Source organism: Pseudomonas sp. MAG002Y, from assembly GCF_019400845.1.
Lineage (GTDB): Bacteria > Pseudomonadota > Gammaproteobacteria > Pseudomonadales > Pseudomonadaceae > Chryseomonas > Chryseomonas luteola.
This window is the reverse complement of the sequence record NZ_WOEJ01000015.1, coordinates 79,949-102,548: the sequence shown is the minus strand read 5'-3', so window position 1 is coordinate 102,548 and position 22,600 is coordinate 79,949. Positions and strand designations below refer to the sequence as shown.

Below are 22,600 nucleotides of genomic sequence, written 5' to 3'. Positions count from 1 at the left end.
TCAGCACTCGGCGGCAGGCGCAGACTGCTTCATCGTCTCGGCTACAGCAAGCCGTGTCCTGGTCAGTCGATCTTCGCAGAACTTGAAGGCCTGGTTCATCTGGGCGGTCAGGGTTTCCAACTCGTCGATGGAGACCTCACCGCGCTGCAGGCGCTCTACATTGGCTTTGATGAAGGACAGATTCTGCTCGTAGGTTGAACGCTGATCGTCAGACATGCGCCATCTCCCCTATTTCCTTGGCTTTGATATTCCGAGCATAGTGCCAGACGATTCTGAAGTGGCAATCCATACCCGATGTCTCACCAATGGCTAGTAGACCAGAGGTTTTGAAAACGTTGCCGTTTATGAGGGTCATAGAGTTTGATCTTCGCTTCAAAATCAATGATATAGCTTCATCAAACAACAAAACGGGGCGCTGTCCAGCGTCCCTCGCGTATGAGCTTCAAGGCGATGTTCATGGCTTTGGCCAAATTGAATTTGGCAAGACTCCCTTTCTCTATCGCTACGGCAATTTCATCTACATATCGCCAAGGATCTGAGTTGAATGCCTTTCGCTGCTTGATTTGCCGATAGATCCAGAACCGAAGCCCCCCGGGCTCGCTTGTTGTTTTGTTATTGTCTTCCTTCGGAATACTTTCTTGGCTCGCAAATCTGCTATCCCCATCAAGTGCAGGCTTGCCACCCTCTTCCGCTTTACTGCTGTGCGCGCAGACTTCGCTATCCGGTGGTGTAACGACTCGGTTTTGCACCTCAGGTTTATACCCATTGACTTCAGACTTACTCACTGCCTGTTTTTGGGAGATATGAGGGTGTCTGGCTCGCGATCGAATAGCATTGAGCCGCTGGGCTAGTTTGCAATCGCGGGCAGATAAATCCCCCTTTTCTTCAACTGTAGTCGACGCAACGTCGACGCATGGTCGTATTACTGTTGATCCTGAAATCTTAACGTCGTCGCCATGTAATTGATCTACTTGTTCGCAGTCATTATTTTTACCAACGTCTACGGCATTAACCTGAATAGGGTTTTCTATAATACTGCTGTCTACGTACCCATCACCTATAGCCACGTCACTTGATTTAGATTCACTTGTTTGATCACGACGTATACCTTTTCGATCGGGTATCTCTTTTGTAATAAGCGCGACGACCTGTGCTGGAGCAGTAGCTCTATAGATGGAAGGTAGCTGTCTTTGGTTTACGTCATATTGCTCATCAATTACTAGATAGCCATTTCTTTGAAGCTGGTTGACGTAACGTCTTACAGAGTCAACTGACTTACCAAGCCTTTTAGCCAAAAAACCTAACGTCAGTTTACGTTTACGCTCGGTCTCTAAAGCGCACAGCTCCCAGAGCGAAAACCATAAAACCTTTGCTCCATCACTTAACGTAGACGTACTGATTACATGGCGCATAAGAGGAGCACTTAATAGCCTAAATTCCTTGTCTTTTAACAAAGCGTCTATAGCTGTAGACGTAGCAGCGAGGGTCATGGACTTTTCTCCGGGCATAAAAAAACCCGCCTGTTGGCGGGTTCTGGGGGAGGACTTTTCTAGCCCCGGACCAGGTGGTATTGGTTTACCTGGCGGGGCGCTGGACGGTCGTTTGGGTGAGCCTGCTATTCGATGTTCATCAAAGGTTGTAGGCCTACAACCTGAATCAGTAGCTGTGGTTGTAGGCCTACAACCCTGATCCGTAATTAAAGAAAAAGGCCTACTACTCTTCGCAAACAAAGAGGTTGTAGGCCTACAACTTATATTGTTGATAATCATTCGCATTTAAAGGCAGCCTTCAGTCGGGCCTCAACTTCTTCTTCTGAAAGGTCTCGGGTAAGGTCTTTCGCTAACGTGACACTCCAGACGCCGCGTTCTGTTCGGCGCATGGAAAATAGTTTATTGCCGGAGGCATCAAGAACAGATTTGGTACCGCTAGGGCAGGGACTTGAGGTGCGTGCAGCCTCAACAGTTCGTGTCAAAGCCTTGTCTGCCATTTTGCCGCTTTGAATCAGTGCGGCGTTGGCAACAATGTGTTCGATATTGGCCTTGTCTTCTGCAAGGCTAAGAATCGCCTTGACCGTTCCTATCCCTACTTTTGCAAATGAGCCTACTGCCGAGGCGATCTCATCTGGGATACGGTTGTAGATCATGATGTTTGAAAGAGTGGCCTTGTTAAGCCCTAGATGAGCGGCGAGGGCTGCTTGGCTAGGGTAAACACCCATATCCAGAGCTTTCTTGTAGCTCAATGCACGCGCCCAGCTGGATATATCTTCACGTCCGGCATTTTCATTGACCATGGCCTGATAGGCACCTTGATCAGTGAGCTTGCGAACGAATGCTTTAACTTTTAGCCCTAACTCCTTACAGGCTGTCCACCGCCGCCGTCCATAGATAAGCTCGTATCGGCCACCTTTTTTAGGCCGTACAAGAATGGGGACGATTTGACCATGCTGGTTGATGCGCAAGGTCAGGTCACTTATGTCACCAAACTCATCTACAGGCCGGTCGTTCAGTTCCCACTCGTCAATAAGCCCAGTGTCGAGCTCAACGATAGTGTCTTCGTTGGCAGCCTGTCTGGATGATTTGTCTTTGGTGGGTTCAGCCGAAACTTGCACTGAAGGGGAGGGCGCTGCCTTCCTTACCTCTTCCTCGAAAAACTCTGCAGCAGTTGGCGCAGAAGTGTACGGGGCAGGTTCTTCCTTGGCTGATACTGGTTCTACCGGAATCTGCTCCGCCGACGTGTCAGCAGGTTGGGTGTCTACGTAGGGTTTCTTTATACGGCCTTGCGCAGCAGCACGCTTTTCCTCACGTTTGCGGTTCAGGTCATTGATAAAATATCCCGCAATTCCAGGTATTGGGTGATCAGTCATCACTCAACTCCCTTGGCCGCTTCGGCCTGTCTATTCCAGAGAAGTTTGAGATCATCGATAATTTCGTTGTTTACGGCGTCTATGATGTCGATGGCTCTCTGATACTGGCGACGGTTGTTCTTGCCTTTTACCTGGTCGTAAACAGAGGACATTTCTGCACTCGCCTTCTCAATTTCAGCCGTCATGCTCACGACATTATTCAGTACGTACTCGCCGTAGAGCTTACGAATGCGATTCTCAACAAGCGCGGAGCCTTTGTTACCGGGATGCTTGGTAATAACGATGCGAAGATAATCAAGACTCTTTTCTAGTGAGGCGAATAGAGACGTCAATGTGGTTGATAGCATTACGAAGGAGGCGTGGTCGTAAGTACTGGGCGGTATCGGAATAAGTACGGCATTGCATGCAGCCATCGCGTTTAAGGAAGCTGCGCCCATATTCGGGCCGCAATCAAGCAGGATGATGTCGTAATCCTCCCGTACCACTTCAAGCGCTCTTGAGAGTCGCTCAGCTGGGACACCAAGCCTGTCTTCATTTTCACGGTCCGTGTAGAGAAACTCTAACGATTGGAGATGAAGATTGGACGGGACGAGGCGGATGCCAGGGAAGTAAGAATCACAAATCACAGACTTGATAAGCTGCGGATCCTTGGTCATCGCATTATTAATGATGTCGTCAGGACCCAGCTCCATATCCGGGATCAACGGGCCAAGATTAAACGTCGTGGAGGCCTGCGGATCGAGGTCTACTACCAGAACGCGTAAGCCATCAATTGCGGCTTTCTGTGCCAAATGCACCGTTGTGGTCGTTTTAGCAACTCCGCCTTTGAAATTGCTGACCGCGAGGATGGCCGCTTGAGATCCAGCGGGCCGCTTGTAGCGAGTGCCATATTTTTCGCGAAAGTAGTTGATGTCATCCAGCGAGTAAACCCATGCCCCCCGGGCATCTTTCTGACGCACGTCCTGATTTAATCGCAGGCTGTTAGGATGACGACCAATCAGTTTGGCGGCTTCGGTAATAGACCAGATACGAGCCTGTTTTTGCTCATCGGGACTAATGATTGAGGTACGAAGAGACTCCAGTTCCTCATTGCCTTCAGCAGAAAACTTGGCAAATAACTGAGCTGCGTTCTCTACACCTAGGACTATCGAGGAAAGAGGCTCTTTTGTGACATCTCTCATGCCGACCCACCGTTGTATGATTGGTTGAATTAAGACGACTGATGATAGACAGAACGGTATTGTTAAGTAAAGTATAGATACTACTTCATTTGCTTACCAATTAATAAAAAATCCAACTACTAAACCCAAACCAGACTTTATAGCCGCTCGGGCTTATCGAGAGCGCTTTAACTGCGTGTGAACTCAAGTTATGGAGGGTTGGTTTACCAAGGGCTAGGACTACCTAGTTTATCTTAGGTATGAAGGTATCTATCCTCGTGGTTGATACCCGCGCGGGTACCAACCACGAGGTTTGGTATCAAATAATTCCTAAAAATCGTCTTGACGAGCCGTAACTCGTCGGGGCGGTCATGCGAAATGGGAAGGTAGAACCGGGTAGAATTGCCTGGGCAACAATTGTGAAAGGAAACTTGATGCGTTTTTATGATGCGATCGTGGCGCTGGCGCTGGTAGCCGAACTCCACGGAACAGACAAGGCAGTGGCAGATGCTGCAAAGCGGTTTTCGAAGGTACTGCCCCGGCGCCATCGTCAGCATATGTACGACATCATGAACAGCCGCTCACCGTTGCGGCACATAAAAATATTTGTGATGACGCTGCCTGAGGATGTCCTAGAGCTGATGGCCCAAACCAACGGCGACGCTGACAAATAGCCCGTTGCGGGCAGGCAAAAAAAAGCCCCTAGTAAGGGGCTAAAGATTCTCTGAACGATGTACCGAACCATTCGCACGAGACCTCGTGGATATTAAGGTTATCGGCGCGTATGCCAGAAGCTTTAACAGTCCTGTTCAGGCCTCTTTCACAGAAGGCGTGAGCACTAACCCTGCTATCCACGCTACCAGCCCTATTGTCAGCGCCAGGCCCGAAAGCCAATACGAGCCAAGACCGACTTCAGCAAGCTGGCTTGCAAACAACGGACTGATGATGCCAATGGAAATGCCCGCTACACCCACTTTGCGTAGGTCCTGAGAAAGTACGATACGCTTGTTTGATGATAGACCCATGAGATGTTGTCCTTTGCAGTCTTCGAGTAAGAATCTCTGTGAGATTATGATGTTGATAGCTCTTTCAGCGGACGTTACGTGAAACAGGGTTATCGTCGGCATGTGACATGCCTAGGGTCAGTCGCTGCGTAACTAAAATCTCTTATTTAGCACAAAGTGCCCGCGCGGGTACCAACCACGAAGTTATGCCGCTTTCCACCTAGAGTAAACTCAGCCCTCCAACGCAATAGAGCCGTGATATCGTTATACCACCACGATGTACATTCTATACATTGAACCTGCTCCTCCTCATCCGCCCGCTCTCTTGAAGGGAAAAGAAAGGAAAAGGGAAGGGAAAAAAGAGGAAAGGGGAGGGGGTGTAAAGGAGGGTCAATGGGTGTGATAGGAGGGATAAGGATAATCAGTGGTGGTATAAATATTATTCGATAAGGTGAGCCATGTACGAAGCTCTGGTAGATGCCTACCGTGAATTGAATCGACGGGTTATCTCCTTTAATGAAGAGTGGCCCAGCTATGTCGTCGATGGCCATGTCTGGACCTTGCCGGTACTAACCGAACACAAGACCCTTGATGTGGTAGAAGTTGAGCACCTGTCAGGCCGCGAAGCGATTAACATGGCCGTGCGTGCGATCAGCTCCTTTAGACTCGATGCCGGTCAGGCGCCAGGCACCGTGATACGGCTGCCCGGCTACTTTCGCCTGGACCGGTCCGTTTTGGATCAGGTGTTAGGAATCAATGCCTGCAAACAGCGCGTACAGGAGGCACTTGAGGCTGAACGACTGGCACAGGGCCTTGCCCCTATGATGCGCTCTAGTGTTTTACGTCGAGCCCTGGGCCACGATATCAATACCTACCAGCTCCTGCGTACCCTGCACGCCTTTGATGGCGGTCCCCGACGGATCTCCTTTAACTGGGCTGGGCATACCGGAGGGACCGAGCGGATCACGGTGGGGCGCATCCGTGAGGATCTAGCAGACAAGGCCCAGCGACGCGCTGACCTGCAGCAAGTCCCGCTGGAACAGACCCCAGAATTCATCGAACTTCGCAGCATCGCGCATCTGGCCGAAAGCGCCGTCCTGATACACCACAAGACCGTCACGCCCCACCCACGCTGCACGCTCTGGTTCAAACCCAAGGGCGAGCGCTGGGATGCCATGATCAAGGCTAACCTACCCGTCTTTGTAGTAGCTGGCGAGAATGTCATTACGGTTACACCGCTCAAGGACTTCAATCGGCAGGCCCGCAGGTCAAGGCGCAGCGATGAAAAGGCTCGGCAAGAGGCCCTGGCCGGGAAAGGCTTGTACATACCAGCGAAAGGGCAGCCACAACAGATAACAGATACTATGTCTGCGGTCCCTTCGACGTATCGACTGGGTGGGATCAACTATCAAATACTATAGGCCTGGTCCAAGCTGTTTCTCGTACATCTGGGAAATGGTGGCTTTTCTGCGGAAGCTTCCTGACCTAGATGAAGGAGCGTATCGAGCGCTCGTTGCGTCTAGCGGTGGTCACCAGCATGGTGGTGGGGAGACCCCAGCAGGGCACGGTAAACAACATGGTGAGATTGCCTCGGACGACCACCATCAGGGCGACAGTGGCGGCTCGGATCACCACGGCTCTAGCGGCTCAGGTGGAGCACCCGGCCAGCCAGGCTCCGGGCATCATGATGGTAAAGAAAGCGATGACCATCATGCGTCAGACCAGCCACAGACGGCGGAAGAAAGCACTGACAATGACCGTGCCGATGCGGAAGGCAAATCTCCTTCAAAAAACCATGTACACGCAGACGGAAAGCAACACGAGCACTAACATCCGGTATGTGTGTGCCTAGTCGGTCCTGACTAGGCTCGTTGAAAGGCGCCTCAGCAAAAGCATAAGGGTCGGCTCTAGGCCATCCTAGTCGACGCAACGGTACCGGAGGGCTCTGCGATTGCTTCCTAAACGTTAGGCCGCAAGGCAAGTAGCTCAAAAAGTTAAGCGGCTTTCGCTCCGGCCGTTCCCCAGTAAGGGCTCCCAGTCGTGGCGACAGGGAGCTTGCCATACCCCACTAATCATCTAGACCAGACTAGCGAAGCCGGCCAGGCAATCTATTGGCTTGTCGCCCCCCAACTGCGCCCGCATAGCTCCCCGGTGCGGTTGGACGAACCTTACAGAATTGTAATGAAGTTGGACGAAACGGGTTAGATAGGAGCCTGTCGTATTTTTTGTGCCTGTTAATACGCTTATGGGTGTGTTCGGCTAGTAGGCACCGGCGACATACAACTTTCGAAACCTGGAGAACGCAATGACAAACTCAATGTTCGCTTCCTGTATCCAAGCTTGTTCGAACTGTGCCCTAGTATGCGAAACGTGCGCCTCTGCGTGCCTTCGTGAGGATGACGTAAAGATGATGGCTCGCTGCATCGAGCTTGACCGCGACTGCGCGGACATTTGTAGGTTGGCCGCCACACTAATGAGCCGCGAAAGTGAGTATGCTAAGGAGTTCTGTGCCCTTTGCGCCAAGATCTGCCGTGCATGCGGAGAGGAATGTGCGAAACATCAAATGGATCACTGCCAAGAGTGCGCGAAGGCATGTATGAACTGCGCTGAGGAATGTGAGCGGATGGCAGGATAACATCCGTAACTCACCGCTCTGGCACAACTAAATTGGGAGTGTCAGAGCCCCTTGAAGAGTAAGAAAAACCATGGTGCGCTTAATGTTCGTGCCTCCATGACATATCGAAAAAGCGCGTACGATACCCGCAACTGCCAAGAGCGAATAAATCCCTGTCCAGCAGCATTTCACTCCAAAGCGAAATACGCTCGTTACGCGCTAGCAACTCTTACTTAGCCACCGATGGTCGCCACCGTAACGGTCTATTATCTTGCTACTGTTTCCCAATTTAGCGCTGAAAACTAATTGAGTGAATTAGCATGAAAGCTCCTGGCAAAAGGCGGTCCTAGAACAACCAAGCGGGCCATGCGACTTTATTTTGCTGGGAAAAAACGAAAATGGTTTTGCGAATATTCCCATCGCAGCGATTGGCTTTGCTGCTAGTACTGCTCGCCGTTCTGCAACTCAGTGGCTGCGCCGTTTCCCCGCGCCTGAAACCAAGCGACCAGCCAAGCGTTGCTGGCAAAACCTTTGTCATCACTGGTGCCTCCAGTGGCTTCGGCCGGGGCGTGGCGCTCAAGCTTGCCGCTCTGCAAGGCGAAGTGGTGCTAGCGGCCCGTCGGACCGACGTGCTCGAAGAACTGGCCGCGCAGATACGCATGGCTGGAGGATCGGCACTGGTGGTGACCACCGACGTGAGCAACCCGAACGAGATACTGGACTTGGCACGAGCCGCCATCGAGCGTTTCGGCAGAATCGACGTTTGGATTAACAACGCTGCGGTCGGAGCGCTGGGTCGTTTCGAGGACGTTCCCGTCGAGGACCATGCGCGGATCGTGGATGTCAATCTTAAGGGCGTGATCTATGGCAGCCACGCAGCCATGCGCCAGTTCAGAGCTCAAGGCTTCGGCACGCTTGTCAACGTGGGCTCAGTCGAGAGCGAGATACCGCTGGCTTATCATGCCTCCTACGCAGCGACCAAAGGTGGCGTCATGAATCTCGGCGCGGCAATCGCTGAGGAGGTTCGCCTGAGCGGTAGCGAGACCATCAATGTCGCCACCGTCATGCCCTGGGCTGTGGACACACCGTTCTGGGAACACGCGGCCAACTACACCGGCGGCACCCCACGCATGGCCGCAATGGATGGACCAGAGCAGGTGGTCGAAGCCATCGCCTGGGTTTCGGTCAACCCGCGCAAACGACTACCGGTAGGCTGGAAAGCCCGGGGTGCGATAATCTCGCATTCACTGTTCCCCTCTCTCTCCGAGCGAGTCGCGGCGAATATCGCGCACCGTTGGCAGATTGAGAAAGCACCACCGGCATCGCCGACGACGGGTTCGCTCAACGAGCCAATGCAATCCGGCACCGGTGTGCATGGCGGTGTACGTGAACGTATGGAGCAGGAAGAAGCTACACGAGCGCAATCTAAATAGTCGGTTGCGTAAAGCTGCCTCGGTGCAGCCACAAGGGCGTTCGCAGCCGGCTCCTCTGTTCTGATGTAGCTCTTTAAGCAGAGCCTGATTCAGCACCGGTAAAACTTAGTTTCGATCCTATTTCTTACAACTGAACCATCCGATCGCCACTCTTCAGGCCCTTATCATGGCCGGCTTATCCCGGCCTTTACCAGCTGAATCATCACAAGGTGTGAGCAGCGATCGATAATCATGATGTTGCTGGGAAATACAAGCCTAGAGGCAACGAGGCGCTTCAAACCTTGTGTCAATTTGCCCTCTCTAGATCAATGATCAGGGACTTCATTTCTGCGATTTCTCGGCGCTGAGCGTCGATGATTTCGTCGGCTAATTTGCGGACGCGAGGATCTGAAATCTGAGCTCGTTCACTTGTCAGGATGGCTATCGAATGGTGGGGGATCATGGCCTTCATGTAGTCCGTGTCGTCTACCGTCGCTTGCCCACGTACAAGCCATAGTGCAATGGCAAAAGCTACTGCACTTCCTGCAAATATCGCTAGATTTACAGACTTACGCTTATACATGTTGAGCATGAATGCGAGCATGACTACTGCCATTACCGCGCCCATCACTAATGCCATCCAAGCGCGAGTCTCGCTCCAAAAAACATGCTCGAACGAGTAAGTATTTAAGTACATCACGCCATACATAATGATCGTAGACGTAGCTACCATCGCTGCAAAGCGCCAGTAAGACATTTGCATAGTTAGACCCCTTTAATGATTGCTGCTGGATCGGCGGCTCAACGTGTTCGCGCAGCCCTGCTTAGAAGTGGCTTTCGAATGCTCTCCTAAAAACGGACAAGCCGAGGATGATGAGGTTTCGATTTTTTGAGAAGCTTACAAAAATGTAACCATCGACCGTTTGAGACCGTCTTAAAGCGCTGTCAGCTGCGCGAATTCTCTGGTGTACTACGGGTGATGTTCCCCTGAAATAATCAATCGCTAATAGCTTATAAGCAGACAATACCAACGTCGCGCTATGGACCACTGCGCGAAAGAGCGGGCCCACTAAGATGGCCTTCGAGCCTTGAGGCCCGACTGCTCGGCATTAGGAAGCCCAGTTATCTTGAGCAATAGAACGCTCGGAAAGAACAATTCAGCACCTAGCATAGGCCACATTTTGTCAGGTGTGACCGCAGGGTTAGTACTCGCACATTAGACGTGTGACGGCTAAGACGGCTGGGTGTAGGTGGCCCCAGGACTGAGCGGCGAGCTTATTTCTGTCCCAAGCCGCACCTTTCGCGGCGCGCAGAACCACTGTCATTTTGAAACAACAGACCTTCGATTCGATCATGTTCCTCCGGTGTTGGCAGAGCAGATGAATCTACATTTCCAATGCTATTCGGCTGACCATTTTCTGGTGGGCCAACTTCAGGGTGGTAAGCGCCACCTGCGTCGAATGCAACCCAGCCGTACCATTCTCGGATGACTTTGGACGGATGGTTGCCCTCCATTGCAACATACCAGTCCGCCAGTCGGAAACGTTTACCCGCAAGTGTTGAGGTAGCCTTTTCGGTTCGAACCAACGCCAGATACAGCGGGTGCGGCAGTTCCTCCACGGCACCGTTTTCATCGAGCAAGAAAGTGAATGAGGCGTGCGACCGCTGCTCTGTGGAAACAGCTCGCTCCTCGTCCTCGCCTAAGGTAAACACCGGAGCAAAGCCGCCGCCCTCTGTTCGGAAGTTGGTCGTCTGGCCTTGGTAGATCCTGGCAGCGTTCCACTGCACCTCGCCAGCATAAGCGTATGCGCGCAGGTCAAACTTCATTGGTCGTACCTGAGGGTCCGCGACAGTCCTGCGCTCGCCAGGAGCCACAAGGGACTGAGCCAGGTAGTTTCCGCCAACGATTTCTTCCCATACACGCTTGGTAAGCTTGTCTCCTCGGTACGCCCCGCGACTACCAAACCCGCTGACGGGCTTGAAGAAGAGGCTACGGCGGTTTTGCCAGAGGTGCTCTGCGTTACCATGCCCGACAGGAACGGTAAGCGGGACGTATTGGGCCAATACGGCTCGGATTTGCTGATCAACGCCAATCTCTTCCAAAAAACGTGCGTTGGTTAGGTCAACCAACCGGCGTTTGTCGGCATAAAGGGCATAGGCCTGAGGGTGCGGCGTTACCGTCACGACATCAGCCAAATAAGCGCGGCGCAGCGCGCTGCAATTGTCACCTTCCAGATAGAAGTCGGTGAGTCGGTTGTAGACGAGATCCACAGGCTTTCCGTCGACCAAGAGGCAATCGTTGTGAAAGGCCAGATCGGCTGGGTCTGCAATTATGCAGTCGATTCCAGCTGACTCGAATAACTGCTGAAAAAGAAGAAACTCCGGATACAGGTATTGGGCTTGCGGGCTTTCATCCAAGATCACCATGCGCTTGAGCGGTCGTTGCTCGCCGCTCGCAGACCATTCCTGGGCGAACATATCCAGAATCGAACGCTCGAAGCCGCCGGGTCCTTCCTGACCTGGCGAAAGCCCGACTACGCTGCTGCAACAACTACGCTGCGCGCGGGCGAGCAATACGTTTAGCATCGCTCCGCCCGCATTTGTGTTTATTTCGATGAGCCCAAGCTTGTCATCATCCAGATGGAAGTCGTAGCCAAAGAAGACGCCGCGCGCGCCCCAAGGATTATGTCGTGCAATAGGAGGTGCAGAATCCAGAGCATGCTCACGCCAATCGGGCGAACTCACGGTCTGCTCGATGGCCTGAATAACCTCATTAACCTGGCGCAGCCGCAAGGATGAAACAAAAACCGGGCGTGCAGCAAACACATGGGGGCAACGTGACTTCAATAGCTCCGACAGCTCTGAATCCCCAAGCTGTTCGGTCAATGCGTTTACGAGCGCAGCTTGATCTAGGCTTACGCAGAAGCACGCTTCGTTGAGCGCTGCGGCTGTCGAACCGCATTTTCTTGATGAGGACGCTTGCACGTGAACCTCCAGAACCAAATATACAGGTTCGAAAGCCTTGGCCTCCTTCGGTTCAGCCGGGCATTTCTATAAGCGTAGAACAGCGTCGTTGCTAGCGCTCTGCCATTAACTAGACATCAGCCTTGGAAGCGTCATTGTGAAAGTCGTGTGCCCCTCAGCTGATTCGCAGGCGATGCGCCCTTTGTGCGCTTCCACGATCGAACGAGTGATAGCCATGCCGAGCCCTGCATTCATGGTGGTTCCTTCGCGCCTTGCGGTATCCACCCTGTAAAACCTGTCGAATATTCGGGTGTGAAGCTCGGCTGGAATAGTTATGCCTCGGTTGGATATGGCTGTAGAAACCGAGTTACCGCTCTGGCTTATTTCAACGCTGATAATGCTGCCTTCCTCTGCATACCGAACTGCGTTCGAGACTATGTTTGAGATGGCCCGTCTTAGCATTGATTTATCGCCATGTACCGACCCATCGCCTGAAAGCGCGATTTCAACTTTTTTGTCCTCGGCTGCGAGCTCGTAATATTCGATAACGCTCGCGGTAATCTCGGCCATGCTGGCATCTTCGGCACTGGGCGTAATCTTCCCGTTGTCCGCTTTGGCGAGGAACAGCATGTCATCGACCATTTTCGACATGCGCCTAAGTTCTTCGAGGGCGGAATACAAGATATCCTTATAGTCAGTATTCTCGCGGTCGCGCAAGAGCGCGACCTCTATTTGAGTAAGCATGCTGTTCAGGGGCGTTCTTAGCTCATGCGCAATGTCCGCTGAGAAACCTGACAACCTGAGGAAAGAGTCATCCAAGCGCGAGAGCATTTCATTGAAGTTGTCTACGAGCTCATGCAGCTCGCCTGGAACTGACTCGGTCGGAATTCTGGTATCCAAACAGTGGGCGGTTACCGTAGAAGAAGTCTTTGACAGTTCGTCTATTGGTTTTAAGCCTTTCCTGATCAGAACCACGCCTAGAGCGCCACTCAGAAGTGCACTGACCACCAGTGTATAAGCGAACCATTGCTGAATCATTTCAAAGAAGTGGACTCGATGCGTTACATCCAAAGCCAGATAGATGACTGTGTCCTGCCCTTCGACCCGTTGGTTTATTTTTCTGGTAATGCCGCTGTACTGGTGGCCATCGAAACTTACTGTCCAGCGTTCCTCTTGGAGGTCCGTGACAAGAGGTAGCAAGCTCTCAGACAGATTGTGATGGGAGTAGACCGTCTTACCGTCTACTACAAGCGCAGTTGCGAAGCCAAAGGAGTGCTCAATAACAGCATCGATCCTTGAAGCGGTCTCAGGCCCGAATGCTGAGCTGTTGAGTAGCGTACGCTCTACTGCAGTGGCCTTTTCATTCAGCACTTGTGCATCTTTGCGTTCGAAATGGAGCTGGCAAAAATAATTGAAGCTGATTGCGGCGGCCATCAGCACAACCGTAACCACGAGCATGAAAGCTATCGCCATTCTGCTCGTCAGTGACACTTTTCCCATCAGTACGGTCCTGGTTAGGCCATCACGCATAAAAAAGCAGGTGGGCGCCCAGAAAAGGTGCCCGACCTGCTTCGATCATGGTTGCTCGCACTCTCGTATCCTAGGAGGCGTCTGGATTTTCCCCATTTTGCGAGTGGCCGGCTTCGGCCGCCTCCATCATTTCACGACACTCTTTCATCATTCCACGCATGTCGCCCATCATTTCCATATGCTTGTCGCCGCTCATCATGCCGGTTTCCGAATGGCTTTGGCCCGCTTTATCTGCCGCTGCGAAACTCAGTCCGCTCGCCAGGGTGATTGCGATTGCTGTAACGGTAACCGCCTTTCGCATGTTATATTTCCAAGTTCAGTGGGTTATTCGCTTTTGCTTAACAAGCTGTTTTCGCCAACGTTAGGCTCCTTGGGCTTGCCGCACTTACCGCTAGACATATGCTTCATGCATACGACCATCATTAACAAGCAGGGCAAGAGAAAGAGCAGGCTTGGCAGCGTTGTTGCCAACGCCGCAGTGCTTTGGTTCAGGAGAATGTAGCCAACTACAGCTGCGGCTAACCCCGTTACGATCGGATTGCGCTGCAGTACGCTTTTAATCTTGGACATCATGCTGCTCATCTAACTATCCCTCGGATATCAAACTTGGCAGATTAGCCGTTGTTCACGCCAACTGGGGTGCTCAAGAACTCTACCGTATGGATCTTCCCGTCAGGGGCCTTTACCGTCATCTCGTACGTTTGCACTTTAGCGCTAGTTCTATAGTTTTGAATAATTCCTGTCGCACCGGTCGCCCCTGCAGGTGCGATGCTCAGTACTTTGCCTTCTTTGACAAGCTCCTGAAGGGTGGGCTTTACTCCTGCCGAGTCATTTAGGCGATTCAGAGTACGTTCGCTTCCGCCTTCGGCCATTGCAAGCGAGGAAGCAACGGTCAGAATAAAAGGAACAATTACTTTGGTTATGCGGTTCATGGTTTTCACCTCTCGGTTAGTTGATGCCTGTAGATTAAAGGCTTACTACTTACAAGAAGCTGTTGCCAAGGTTACAAAGCCGTAATCGCTCATTTTTTGGTACGACCGCCGCGTCTGCGGCGGTCGCTTTCTGCTCTTTACTGCTTTTCGATGCGCGTTATGGTGGAATCCATGCCTTTCGAGGAGAATTCGAATTCGACCTGGTCCCCTTCTTTCAGTGTTTTGAGCTGATTAGGCTTTGCTTTGAAGCCCATCGTCATCGACGGCCAGCCCAACGCTTCGACCGGGCCGTGGGCAATGGTGACGGTTCCGCTCTCGGTGTTTACTTTCTTGACCGTACCTGTGGCTGTAGCGGTCTGTCCCGCCGACTTCTGGTCCATTGGCATGTTCATGCCTTTGTGATCCATCGGCATGCCGTCCATTGGCTCCTTGTCGGCGGCATAGGCGACTGGTACTAGGAAGAGTGTCGCAAGGGTGATGTGCTTGATGTTCATGGATGTTCTCCAGTGGGGTTGGTTGCTTGCTGGGGTGTGACACGCAATTGCCGGCGGCGCATCAGCAGGTAAGCTGCCGGCAGAACGAACAAGGAGAGCAAAGGCGCGGTGATCATGCCGCCTACCATTGGCGCGGCGATGCGGCTCATGATTTCGCTGCCGGTCCCGCTACCCCAAAGGATGGGCAGCAGACCGGCGATGATTACTGCGACAGTCATGGCCTTAGGGCGCACCCGTTGTACGGCGCCTTCGCGGATTGCGTCGAGGAGAGCGCCCTCACTTTGTGCTCCGGCATCAAGGCGCTCGATCCAGGCGTTCTTCAGATACAGCAACATGATCACACCGAACTCTGCGGAAACCCCTGCAAGCGCAATGAAGCCGATACCTGTCGCGACGGAGAGGTTGTACCCCAACAGGTACAGGAACCAGACGCCCCCGGTCAGGGCGAATGGCAGCGTAGCCATGATGAGCAGCGCCTCGCCAAAGCGGGAAAATGTGAGGTAGAGCAAGACAAAAATGATCAGCAGGGTAGCCGGCACGACGAGCTTGAGCTTCGCGTTAGCGCGCTCCATGAATTCGAACTGGCCGGAATAGCTGATGCTCATGCCGGACTCGAGCTGGACACCTTCGCTGATCTTTTCCCTCAGATCGCCAACCGACTGGCGCTAACCAACGCGCGCTTGACGGAGCCGGAGGGCGTTGAACACAACGGATGCTGAGCTGAGGCTCATGGCCAAGGCAGCAATCATCGGGGACAGCAACAGCCCGAAGAACGGATAGAGCAGGCCTGCGGCAATTGGGATGCTCAGCCCGTTGTACATAAAGGCAAACACAAGGTTCTGACGCATATTGCGAACAGTTGCCACCGAAAGCGTCCGTGCACGCAGGATCCCCATCAGGTCACCTTTTACCAGCGTAACTTGAGCACTGTTCATGGCCACGTCAGTGCCCGTGCCCATCGCTATGCCAACATCAGCCCTGGCGAGCGCCGGTGCATCGTTAATCCCGTCGCCTGCCATGGCAACTACCTTACCGAGGGCTTGTAGCTTAACCACCAGCGCTTCCTTGTCCTGCGGCTTTACTTCGCCATGCACGTCCTCGATCGATAGCTCACGAGCAACTGCGCGGGCAGTGGTAAGCCCGTCGCCGGTGGCCATGATGACTTGCACGCCCTCGGCCTGGAGCCGGGCTACAGCTTCTTTGGAGGTTGGCTTGATTGGGTCCGACACGGCCAGCAAGCCGGCAAGGGCTCCATCAACGGCCAGATAAATAATACTGGTCCCGCTCTCGCGTAGTTTTTCTGCCTGATCTTTCAAGGGCTCGACGCTCACGCCCGCATCCTCCATAAGCGCGGTATTGCCAAGCTGCAGCTGCCTGCCTTCCACCAGGCCACGGACTCCGATCCCTGACCCTGACTCGAAGGTCTCTGGCTTCACCAATTGGATACCTTCGCTCCTCGCATGGTCCACGATGGCGTGAGCCAGGGGATGCTCGCTACCCTGATCCAGACTGGCAGACAACCGGATAACTTCCTGAGCATCAAACGGCGTAACGCCTATCGCACGATCAAAGACAGGTCGACCCTCAGTCAAGGTTCCTGTTTTATCGACTATCAGTGTGTCTACCTTTCGCACATTCTCGATGGCACCTGCATCTCGAAAAAGCACGCCACTTCCAGCCGCCTTGCCTGTGGCAACCATGATCGACATAGGCGTTGCCAGGCCGAGTGCGCAGGGACATGCAATGATCAAAACCGCAACTGCATTGATCAGGCCGAATACCCAGCCCTGCTCGGGTCCGAACAGGCCCCATGCAAAGAAGGTCAACAGCGCAATCCCGATGACCGTCAGCACGAAATAACCAGCAACCGTGTCCGCCATTCGCTGCATGGGTGCTTTGGAGCGTTGCGCATTCGCAACCATCTGTACGATTTGTGAAAGCATGGTCCCGGAACCAACCTTAGTGGCTCGCATGACAAGCGAGCCACTCGTGTTCATCGTCGCGCCGATAAGCGAATCGCCTGTTCGCTTCGTCACCGGCACGGGCTCGCCCGTTAGCATGGATTCGTCGACGGCGCTCTCGCCCTCCAATACCTCTCCATCCACCGGTACCTTTTCACCAGGACGAACGCGCAGATGGTCACCCTCGTGAACGTGTGTAAGCGGAATGTCCTCCTCGGATCCATCCTTGGCGATACGGCGAGCGGTTTTAGGCGACAGACCAAGCAGGGACTTGATTGCCGAGGATGTCTGGGAGCGGGCCTTTAATTCAAGCAACTGCCCTAAAAGCGTCAGGGAAATGATGACCGCGGCGGCTTCGTAATAAACGCCTATCCGGCCACCCACCATGAAGGACGCTGGAAATATGCTCGGTAAGACCGTTGCCACGATGCTGTAGATATAGGCAGCCCCCGTGCCCAGACCGATCAATGTCCACATGTTGGGGCTGCGATGTTTGACCGAGGCGAGACCGCGCGAAAAAAATGGCCAGCCTGCCCACAAAACAACTGGGGCCGTGAGGGCAAGTTCAACCCAATTCTGGCTAGCTCCGTGAAACAGCGGAAGTGCATGTCCCGCCATGGCCAGCAATGTCACAGCAACTGTTAACGGCAACGACCACCAGAACCGCCTTGAGAAGTCCTTGAGTTCAGGATTTTCCTCCTCGTCGAGTTCAGGAATCAGCGGTTCCAGTGACATCCCGCAGATAGGGCAATCACCTGGCCCCATTTGGCGGATTTCAGGGTGCATCGGGCAGGTGTACTCGGTCGTTGCATCACCGGCGGGTGCCTTTTGCGCGAACGGCGCGGATGCATGAGACGATGACCCATGAGCCTGCTGTGCAGCGAGATATCGAGCAGGGTCAGAGCGGAACTTGGTCTGGCAACCCTGGCTGCAGAAGCGGAAAGTGCCTCCCTGATAGTGCTCTTGATGCTCGCTGTCCTCTTTCACCTTCATCCCGCAGACGGGGTCTGTGAGTGCTGCAGTATCTTTCGTTTGGTCGGGCTGGTGATGGCACTGCGGAGAAGACATACGGGCACCTTATGGATTGGTTAGCAACGAACGTGGCCTACTGCAGGGACGTTTGTGGTTTTTCCAATGCTTGCAGCGTCTGACAGCCAATATATGCAAAGCGTCCTGACCAAAGGCTGAAGTAACCATTACATTTCTGTCAGGTTCTCCGGTATGTCAGGTCGTATGAATGTTGAAGCGAGCAGCTGGAAAAAGTAGCTCGCGCAAATACCGCTTGCTGGCCTAGCCTATGCCTCCATTGTCCGATGCTCGGCCGCTTTCATTGATGAAATACCGAACCGTGCAAAGCCTAAGCGCAGGTACTCTGTTTTGATAGAAGCCGTAATTTTCGATGTCTATGGCACGCTCCTGCAAATCGGTGAACGACGGCGGCCATTTCGCAAGCTTTTAAAACAGGCACGCAGCCAAGGTCGTCAACCTAGGGCCGATGATGCCAGGACATTGATGACACGAAACGTGGGGCTAGCCGGCGCCGCCAGCCTGTTTGGTACACAGCTAGGTAACGATGAGCTTGCCACTCTGGAGCTTGATCTTTATGCGGAACTGGCCAGCGTACGTCCCTATGATGACGCCCTGCAGGCACTGGAAAGCCTTAGGAGAGCGGGGCTGAAAGTGGCGCTGTGCTCCAACTTGGCTACCCCCTATGCCATACCTGCCAAGTTGCTACTGCCTGAGTTTGACGCCTATGCCTGGAGCTTCGAGGTGGGCGCGATCAAACCGGAGCCAGCGATCTACGAACATCTGCTAAAGCGGTTGGATTGCAAAGCGTCTTCCATTGCAATGATCGGCGATACATTGGAGGCCGATGTGCTCGGTCCCGGTAGGCTGGGAATACATGGCTTCCACCTACAACGCGATGCCATCAGTGGTCCTGAGCGTTTCGCTAGCCTGAGCGAATTTGCAGACCACATTTTGGGGCATGGGCGCTCACGCTAGTTCGCGCATTGGCCGCAGCGGCTTTGATCACCCACTCGTAGAGCTGATTGGTGAGGTGATCCCTTTGCCGGCGATCCTATCCATGGTCAGGAACAGCTGAGTCTTGTCGAAATCGGCCAGAGTGCTCATGCATCATGGTTTGGTGCAAGCTTGATAAGTGGCGCAAGGAGGAGTTGAGCAGTGCGAGCCCAGGAAACAAGCCCCTCAAGATCCGTCTGCAGAGATCCGGCCTCTGCCCAGACACAAGCATTCTCGGCAGGCACCGTAAGGGCGATGCCCTCAACTATCGTCAGAGCCATCGCATGCAATCTCAGCAGCTCGTCGCGAATGGCGGTGGTTCCGCCCAGTTCCAGCAAGCAGGCGTCCAATCGATCAACCAGCCGGAGCAGTTGAGAGGCGTCGAAGCCGTCGCGCAGGTTTTCCAACGCCACCGCATCGACTTCGCCGTACGGTGTAACGCGAAAGGCTGCGGGAGGAACATTCATCATGTGGTTTTCTCGGTATCTAGCTGGCGAGGTGTGATCACCCGCAGCGAGCCGGCAGCTTGTTGGAACACCAAGTCCTTGATCCAGGGCTCCGGTGGCCGGTTGAGCTTGAGGTTGAATTCGCCGAAGCGCTTGACGTTGCTGGTCAGGTAGGGGCTGAGGAAGGACACGTCCTCGTCGGTGAACTGCCAACCCTCTCGGGCCAATTTCTGCAGAATACGCATCATATCCACAGTGTTCTGCAGGATCACCGATGAGGCCACCATGTCGTTGTAGCGCAGACGTTTTTGCTGTTCGTCCGGATCGTTCTCGGCAATCACGTCGCCACCGAACGAAAGCCACTTCGAGAAACCGTTGTAGGACTCGATCTTGTTGGTGTTCGCGGTGACTTCCTGGCGCAACTCGCGGCTGCCGATCCAGTTGAGCAGGAAGATCGTGCGGATCACGCTGCCCAGTGCCTGGGCCGCATGGTAGAGCTTGTTGCGCCGGCTGTAGGAGCCGAGTTTTCGCAGCAGCATAGGCGAGGAGATTTTGCCGGCCTGGATGGACAGCGCGACCTGCATCAGATCTTGCCAATGGGTTTCGATCAAGTGCCAGTCGGCAGTGTCGGTGAACAGGCGGTTGATATGCTTGTACGACGCGCCGCGATCCGTCCGGCACATCACCAGGTCACGCCAGTTGCGGATACGCGGCATCAGGTTGATGCCCAGCAGATGGGTGAAGGCAAAGACTGTCGCCGATTGCCCCTGAGTATCTGAATACACAGTGTCTGCCTCGACACTGAGATCAGCCTTTAGCAGCCCCTCAATTACGTAAATCGCCTCCCAGATGCCAGGTGGGATGAAGTGCTGGAACACAGCGATGTAGTTGTTGGCCACGTGCCGATAGGCCACGGCACCCATCTTGCGGTAGCGGAAGTGATAGCCGGCCAGCAGGTTGTCATCATAGAAGTCGAACTGCGTGCCGTCCGCTGCCACCGCCTTGCCATCGCCCCAGAGCTTGGGCAGATCAAGTTGCAGATAGAGTTCCACCAGCTCGCGGTTAGCCTTGTCCAGCTTCTCCAGTGATAGGTGGCGGCGAGTCGTATAGGACAGCATGTGTGGCGTGACATTACCGGCCAGATGCCGCGCGGCCTGGTTGGGGCCGAGATTGCAGCCCATGGCGAAGATGGTCATCAGATAGCGCTCGGCAGGCTCTTTGAGCTTCGGCTCGTTACCGGACATGGGACCGAAATGCCGCGTGAACTGAATCCAGTGCTCGATGTTGGCCATGATGTCGAGCACATGCCTGGCCGGCATGCGCTGCATAAGCGCCGTCTGTAGTGAAATGGCCGAAGGTGGGATGTCCCGCGCCGTTACTCGGCGCAACACCGGTTCTCCGGCTTCGTTAATCGATACGTCCCCTCGGCAAGATGGGTATTTGTCGTCCAGTTGTTGCGCGGTTTCCTCCAGCTGGGTCTTGAGGGAGCCAACAAACTCCTTGGCCGTGCCTGGCAGCCCGACCTTTTCGCAGTAGGCCGGTAGTCGCTGGAGGCATTCTTCCCAGGGCAGCAACTGCTTGCGGTAGTCGGCGAAGGATTCAGACCCATGTACACACATGTCACCCGATCGCAGCTCGCTGGCCAAGTAGGAGAACACGCAGACTTCTAAATAACGCCGGTTGGTCGGTGGCCCCTCACTGGCAGGACGACGAACGACCTTGACCCAGCGCTCCGACGCAAACGACAAGTCGACGTGCTCGTCGATCCATTCGCGGTGTAGATTCTCGCTGTCTTGGATCAGTTGAAGAGCCTGAACCAGCGATCGATCCTGAGTCGTGGGCTCCAGTTGGAGAAGGTGGCTGAGACGGAACAATAACGAGCGATGGGACTTGAAGTGCTTCCAGATCAGCGGCAGATAGTTATTACCGCCGGTAGCCTGTACTTCGGCGCAAGTCTCACGCAACCGATCCAGATTGCCACCGGGGGAGAGGTATTCCCGAATCAGACTGCCAGCCTCCTGGTCATCCGGTTCTTGAACCAGAATCTGCACCACGCCATCCAGGGTCGCCGCCAACTGCTCCAGCTTCTGGCGTTGCCGCGCCTGGATTTGCTCCAAATCCTCCTTGGCGCGTTTATGGATCGTCGAAATCCGTCGGATGAACATCTCGGCCAGGTGATCCCGGGTCCGCACGCGCATGCGGTAGATCAAGGCCAGCATCAGCGTGTAGCGTTTCGGCAGTGAGCAGTCCTTCAGCTCGGCTACATCCGACGCCGCGGCTTGGGCAGCGAAGTGGCGGATCTTGGTGTCGACTATTCCTCCAAAAATGGCACCCAGATCCCCGAAGCTCTCGAGCCAAGCCAGATGATCGATCAGCACCTCCAAGTGCTTGCGAGATGGCTTCTTGGGCGCCTGCTTCAGCGCATTGAAGTCGCTCTGGCGTCGGCCGAAATCAGTGTCGAGCAGATCCTTTAACTTGTGGATCACCTCGACTGGCGTTCTGGTTACTACGAGGTTGAATATTGCCTCTTGGGATTCGGCATGAATTCGCTCAGCGAGATCATTCAGGGTCGAGTACGCAGGGAGCTCATAATCCTGGCTGATCAGCTCTTCGATTACGGAGTTGATGATGTCGGCGCGTTGGTCAAGCACAAACGACATTGCTTTGGCATGCCGCTCGGCGAGCTCCATGGCATCAGAGCCGTAGAATGCCGTCACACCGAGGCGAGCTCGGATCGCGTTCATGTGGCGATATTGTTGGAACCACTTGTATTCCGCGAGTTTCACCTTGCTACGCTGACCCAACTCTCCGCGAATGAAGTCCACCAGTTGATTAGGTACGTCGGTGATATCAGGAAAATATCGGAGCACCTGAAAGGTTTTGAGGAGAACGGCGAGATTGAGGTGAAAGGGGGCCTTGGACTTGCTTCGTACCCACTTAATCTCATCATCTGAGAACGAAAAATCACGCTGCAGCTCAGCTTTTGAATACGCCTTTGGCAGAGTGGGATACGCCGTACGCTCTAATGAAGCCATAGGAACTCCTTTTCTGAGGAGTCAGAAAAGATAGTCCACGATCAGAGGCTGTGCGGTCGATTTGGTAAATTCTCTTGGCATCAACACGTTACGTGCGAAGTGAGTGAATTTTACTTATATCTCGGCATGACCCCTATGACGGTAGGGACGGGCGCAGCGATGG

Annotated in this window: 21 protein-coding genes and 1 pseudogene; 6 read left to right on the top strand and 16 right to left on the bottom strand. The window is 53.8% G+C overall.

The genetic code is table 11. From position 1 onward, the window contains the following. The 4 genes from GM154_RS19760 to GM154_RS19745 form a co-directional block, all read right to left on the bottom strand. Complete coding sequence (locus tag GM154_RS19760) at nt 1-216, bottom strand: exodeoxyribonuclease VII small subunit (protein ID WP_019364817.1); 216 nt, start codon at nt 214-216, stop codon at nt 1-3. Nucleotides 217-395: 179 nt separating this feature from the next. After that, nucleotides 396-1,490, bottom strand: a complete 1,095-nt coding sequence (locus tag GM154_RS19755; protein WP_100217720.1) for a helix-turn-helix domain-containing protein — start codon at nt 1,488-1,490, stop codon at nt 396-398. 275 nt (nt 1,491-1,765) lie between these two features. Next, complete coding sequence (locus GM154_RS19750; RefSeq protein ID WP_019364814.1) at nt 1,766-2,863, bottom strand: ParB/RepB/Spo0J family partition protein; 1,098 nt, start codon at nt 2,861-2,863, stop codon at nt 1,766-1,768. After that, nucleotides 2,863-4,044: an AAA family ATPase gene (locus GM154_RS19745; protein WP_019364813.1), complete on the bottom strand. Its 1,182-nt coding sequence runs from the start codon at nt 4,042-4,044 to the stop codon at nt 2,863-2,865. The genes GM154_RS19750 and GM154_RS19745 overlap by 1 nt, the downstream gene beginning before the upstream one ends. A 413-nt stretch (nt 4,045-4,457) precedes the next feature. Between GM154_RS19745 and GM154_RS19740 the strand changes: the two genes are divergently transcribed. Next, a complete protein-coding gene (locus GM154_RS19740; RefSeq protein WP_150345765.1) occupies nt 4,458-4,697 on the top strand; it encodes a hypothetical protein in 240 nt (79 codons plus the stop codon). Nucleotides 4,698-4,832: 135 nt separating this feature from the next. Here the strand turns inward: GM154_RS19740 and GM154_RS19735 are convergent, their stop codons facing one another. Further along, nucleotides 4,833-5,048: a hypothetical protein gene (locus tag GM154_RS19735; protein ID WP_019365327.1), complete on the bottom strand. Its 216-nt coding sequence runs from the start codon at nt 5,046-5,048 to the stop codon at nt 4,833-4,835. Nucleotides 5,049-5,485: 437 nt separating this feature from the next. Between GM154_RS19735 and GM154_RS19730 the strand changes: the two genes are divergently transcribed. The 4 genes from GM154_RS19730 to GM154_RS19715 all read left to right on the top strand — a co-directional run bounded on the left by GM154_RS19730 (nt 5,486) and on the right by GM154_RS19715 (nt 9,074). Beyond that, complete coding sequence (locus GM154_RS19730) at nt 5,486-6,448, top strand: DNA replication terminus site-binding protein (RefSeq protein ID WP_150345764.1); 963 nt, start codon at nt 5,486-5,488, stop codon at nt 6,446-6,448. 68 nt (nt 6,449-6,516) lie between these two features. Next, on the top strand, nt 6,517-6,879 hold the full coding sequence (locus GM154_RS19725) for a hypothetical protein (RefSeq protein WP_197873376.1): 363 nt from the start codon (nt 6,517-6,519) through the stop codon (nt 6,877-6,879). A gap of 453 nt (nt 6,880-7,332) precedes the next feature. Further along, nucleotides 7,333-7,662 carry a four-helix bundle copper-binding protein gene (locus GM154_RS19720; RefSeq protein ID WP_019365436.1) on the top strand — a complete coding sequence of 110 codons (330 nt, stop codon included), beginning with the start codon at nt 7,333-7,335 and terminating at the stop codon, nt 7,660-7,662. A 377-nt stretch (nt 7,663-8,039) separates the two neighbouring features. After that, the gene (locus GM154_RS19715) at nt 8,040-9,074 is read left to right on the top strand and encodes an SDR family oxidoreductase (RefSeq protein WP_150345761.1); all 1,035 of its coding nucleotides are present in this window, start codon (nt 8,040-8,042) and stop codon (nt 9,072-9,074) included. Nucleotides 9,075-9,360: 286 nt separating this feature from the next. Here the strand turns inward: GM154_RS19715 and GM154_RS19710 are convergent, their stop codons facing one another. The 9 genes and pseudogenes from GM154_RS19710 to GM154_RS19670 form a co-directional block, all read right to left on the bottom strand. Continuing rightward, nucleotides 9,361-9,816: a DUF305 domain-containing protein gene (locus GM154_RS19710; protein WP_019365438.1), complete on the bottom strand. Its 456-nt coding sequence runs from the start codon at nt 9,814-9,816 to the stop codon at nt 9,361-9,363. Nucleotides 9,817-10,328: 512 nt separating this feature from the next. Continuing rightward, nucleotides 10,329-12,038 carry a hypothetical protein gene (locus GM154_RS19705; protein ID WP_019365439.1) on the bottom strand — a complete coding sequence of 570 codons (1,710 nt, stop codon included), beginning with the start codon at nt 12,036-12,038 and terminating at the stop codon, nt 10,329-10,331. A 105-nt stretch (nt 12,039-12,143) separates the two neighbouring features. Beyond that, nucleotides 12,144-13,517, bottom strand: a complete 1,374-nt coding sequence (locus GM154_RS19700; RefSeq protein ID WP_019365440.1) for a heavy metal sensor histidine kinase — start codon at nt 13,515-13,517, stop codon at nt 12,144-12,146. A 100-nt stretch (nt 13,518-13,617) separates the two neighbouring features. After that, nucleotides 13,618-13,848, bottom strand: a complete 231-nt coding sequence (locus GM154_RS19695; RefSeq protein WP_019365441.1) for a hypothetical protein — start codon at nt 13,846-13,848, stop codon at nt 13,618-13,620. 23 nt (nt 13,849-13,871) lie between these two features. Further along, a complete protein-coding gene (locus GM154_RS19690) occupies nt 13,872-14,117 on the bottom strand; it encodes a DUF2933 domain-containing protein (protein WP_232235685.1) in 246 nt (81 codons plus the stop codon). A gap of 44 nt (nt 14,118-14,161) precedes the next feature. Next, nucleotides 14,162-14,479, bottom strand: coding sequence for a co-regulatory protein PtrA N-terminal domain-containing protein (locus GM154_RS19685; RefSeq protein ID WP_019365443.1), 318 nt, complete (start codon nt 14,477-14,479; stop codon nt 14,162-14,164). A 137-nt stretch (nt 14,480-14,616) separates the two neighbouring features. Continuing rightward, on the bottom strand, nt 14,617-14,973 hold the full coding sequence (locus tag GM154_RS19680) for a copper-binding protein (protein ID WP_019365444.1): 357 nt from the start codon (nt 14,971-14,973) through the stop codon (nt 14,617-14,619). After that, a pseudogene (locus GM154_RS19675) lies at nt 14,970-15,629 on the bottom strand (efflux RND transporter permease subunit); the annotation flags it as partial. The pseudogene GM154_RS19675 and the gene GM154_RS19680, both read right to left, overlap by 4 nt. 9 nt (nt 15,630-15,638) lie before the next feature. Then, nucleotides 15,639-18,002, bottom strand: a complete 2,364-nt coding sequence (locus tag GM154_RS19670) for a heavy metal translocating P-type ATPase (protein WP_026003894.1) — start codon at nt 18,000-18,002, stop codon at nt 15,639-15,641. Between the two features lie 309 nt (nt 18,003-18,311). Here GM154_RS19670 and GM154_RS19665 point away from each other — a divergent pair, with 309 nt between their 5' ends. After that, nucleotides 18,312-18,938 carry an HAD family hydrolase gene (locus GM154_RS19665; RefSeq protein WP_019365447.1) on the top strand — a complete coding sequence of 209 codons (627 nt, stop codon included), beginning with the start codon at nt 18,312-18,314 and terminating at the stop codon, nt 18,936-18,938. Between the two features lie 125 nt (nt 18,939-19,063). Here the strand turns inward: GM154_RS19665 and tnpC are convergent, their stop codons facing one another. Then, nucleotides 19,064-19,426 carry a Tn3 family transposase post-transcriptional regulator TnpC gene (gene tnpC, locus GM154_RS19660; protein WP_019365448.1) on the bottom strand — a complete coding sequence of 121 codons (363 nt, stop codon included), beginning with the start codon at nt 19,424-19,426 and terminating at the stop codon, nt 19,064-19,066. Continuing rightward, nucleotides 19,423-22,437, bottom strand: coding sequence for a Tn3 family transposase (locus GM154_RS19655; RefSeq protein ID WP_150345759.1), 3,015 nt, complete (start codon nt 22,435-22,437; stop codon nt 19,423-19,425). Before GM154_RS19655 ends, tnpC begins: the two co-directional genes overlap by 4 nt. Between the last annotated feature and the right edge of the window lie 163 nt (nt 22,438-22,600).

What these genes read in the sequence shown, in the direction of transcription:
- GM154_RS19760 (WP_019364817.1), bottom strand. Translation starts at nt 216, where the DNA reads ATGTCTGACGATCAGCGTTCAACCTACGAGCAGAATCTGTCCTTCATC.
- GM154_RS19755 (WP_100217720.1), bottom strand. Translation starts at nt 1,490, where the DNA reads ATGACCCTCGCTGCTACGTCTACAGCTATAGACGCTTTGTTAAAAGAC.
- GM154_RS19750 (WP_019364814.1), bottom strand. Translation starts at nt 2,863, where the DNA reads ATGACTGATCACCCAATACCTGGAATTGCGGGATATTTTATCAATGAC.
- GM154_RS19745 (WP_019364813.1), bottom strand. Translation starts at nt 4,044, where the DNA reads ATGAGAGATGTCACAAAAGAGCCTCTTTCCTCGATAGTCCTAGGTGTA.
- GM154_RS19740 (WP_150345765.1), top strand. Translation starts at nt 4,458, where the DNA reads ATGCGTTTTTATGATGCGATCGTGGCGCTGGCGCTGGTAGCCGAACTC.
- GM154_RS19735 (WP_019365327.1), bottom strand. Translation starts at nt 5,048, where the DNA reads ATGGGTCTATCATCAAACAAGCGTATCGTACTTTCTCAGGACCTACGC.
- GM154_RS19730 (WP_150345764.1), top strand. Translation starts at nt 5,486, where the DNA reads ATGTACGAAGCTCTGGTAGATGCCTACCGTGAATTGAATCGACGGGTT.
- GM154_RS19725 (WP_197873376.1), top strand. Translation starts at nt 6,517, where the DNA reads ATGAAGGAGCGTATCGAGCGCTCGTTGCGTCTAGCGGTGGTCACCAGC.
- GM154_RS19720 (WP_019365436.1), top strand. Translation starts at nt 7,333, where the DNA reads ATGACAAACTCAATGTTCGCTTCCTGTATCCAAGCTTGTTCGAACTGT.
- GM154_RS19715 (WP_150345761.1), top strand. Translation starts at nt 8,040, where the DNA reads ATGGTTTTGCGAATATTCCCATCGCAGCGATTGGCTTTGCTGCTAGTA.
- GM154_RS19710 (WP_019365438.1), bottom strand. Translation starts at nt 9,816, where the DNA reads ATGCAAATGTCTTACTGGCGCTTTGCAGCGATGGTAGCTACGTCTACG.
- GM154_RS19700 (WP_019365440.1), bottom strand. Translation starts at nt 13,517, where the DNA reads ATGGGAAAAGTGTCACTGACGAGCAGAATGGCGATAGCTTTCATGCTC.
- GM154_RS19695 (WP_019365441.1), bottom strand. Translation starts at nt 13,848, where the DNA reads ATGCGAAAGGCGGTTACCGTTACAGCAATCGCAATCACCCTGGCGAGC.
- GM154_RS19690 (WP_232235685.1), bottom strand. Translation starts at nt 14,117, where the DNA reads ATGTCCAAGATTAAAAGCGTACTGCAGCGCAATCCGATCGTAACGGGG.
- GM154_RS19685 (WP_019365443.1), bottom strand. Translation starts at nt 14,479, where the DNA reads ATGAACCGCATAACCAAAGTAATTGTTCCTTTTATTCTGACCGTTGCT.
- GM154_RS19680 (WP_019365444.1), bottom strand. Translation starts at nt 14,973, where the DNA reads ATGAACATCAAGCACATCACCCTTGCGACACTCTTCCTAGTACCAGTC.
- GM154_RS19670 (WP_026003894.1), bottom strand. Translation starts at nt 18,002, where the DNA reads ATGTCTTCTCCGCAGTGCCATCACCAGCCCGACCAAACGAAAGATACT.
- tnpC (WP_019365448.1), bottom strand. Translation starts at nt 19,426, where the DNA reads ATGATGAATGTTCCTCCCGCAGCCTTTCGCGTTACACCGTACGGCGAA.
- GM154_RS19655 (WP_150345759.1), bottom strand. Translation starts at nt 22,437, where the DNA reads ATGGCTTCATTAGAGCGTACGGCGTATCCCACTCTGCCAAAGGCGTAT.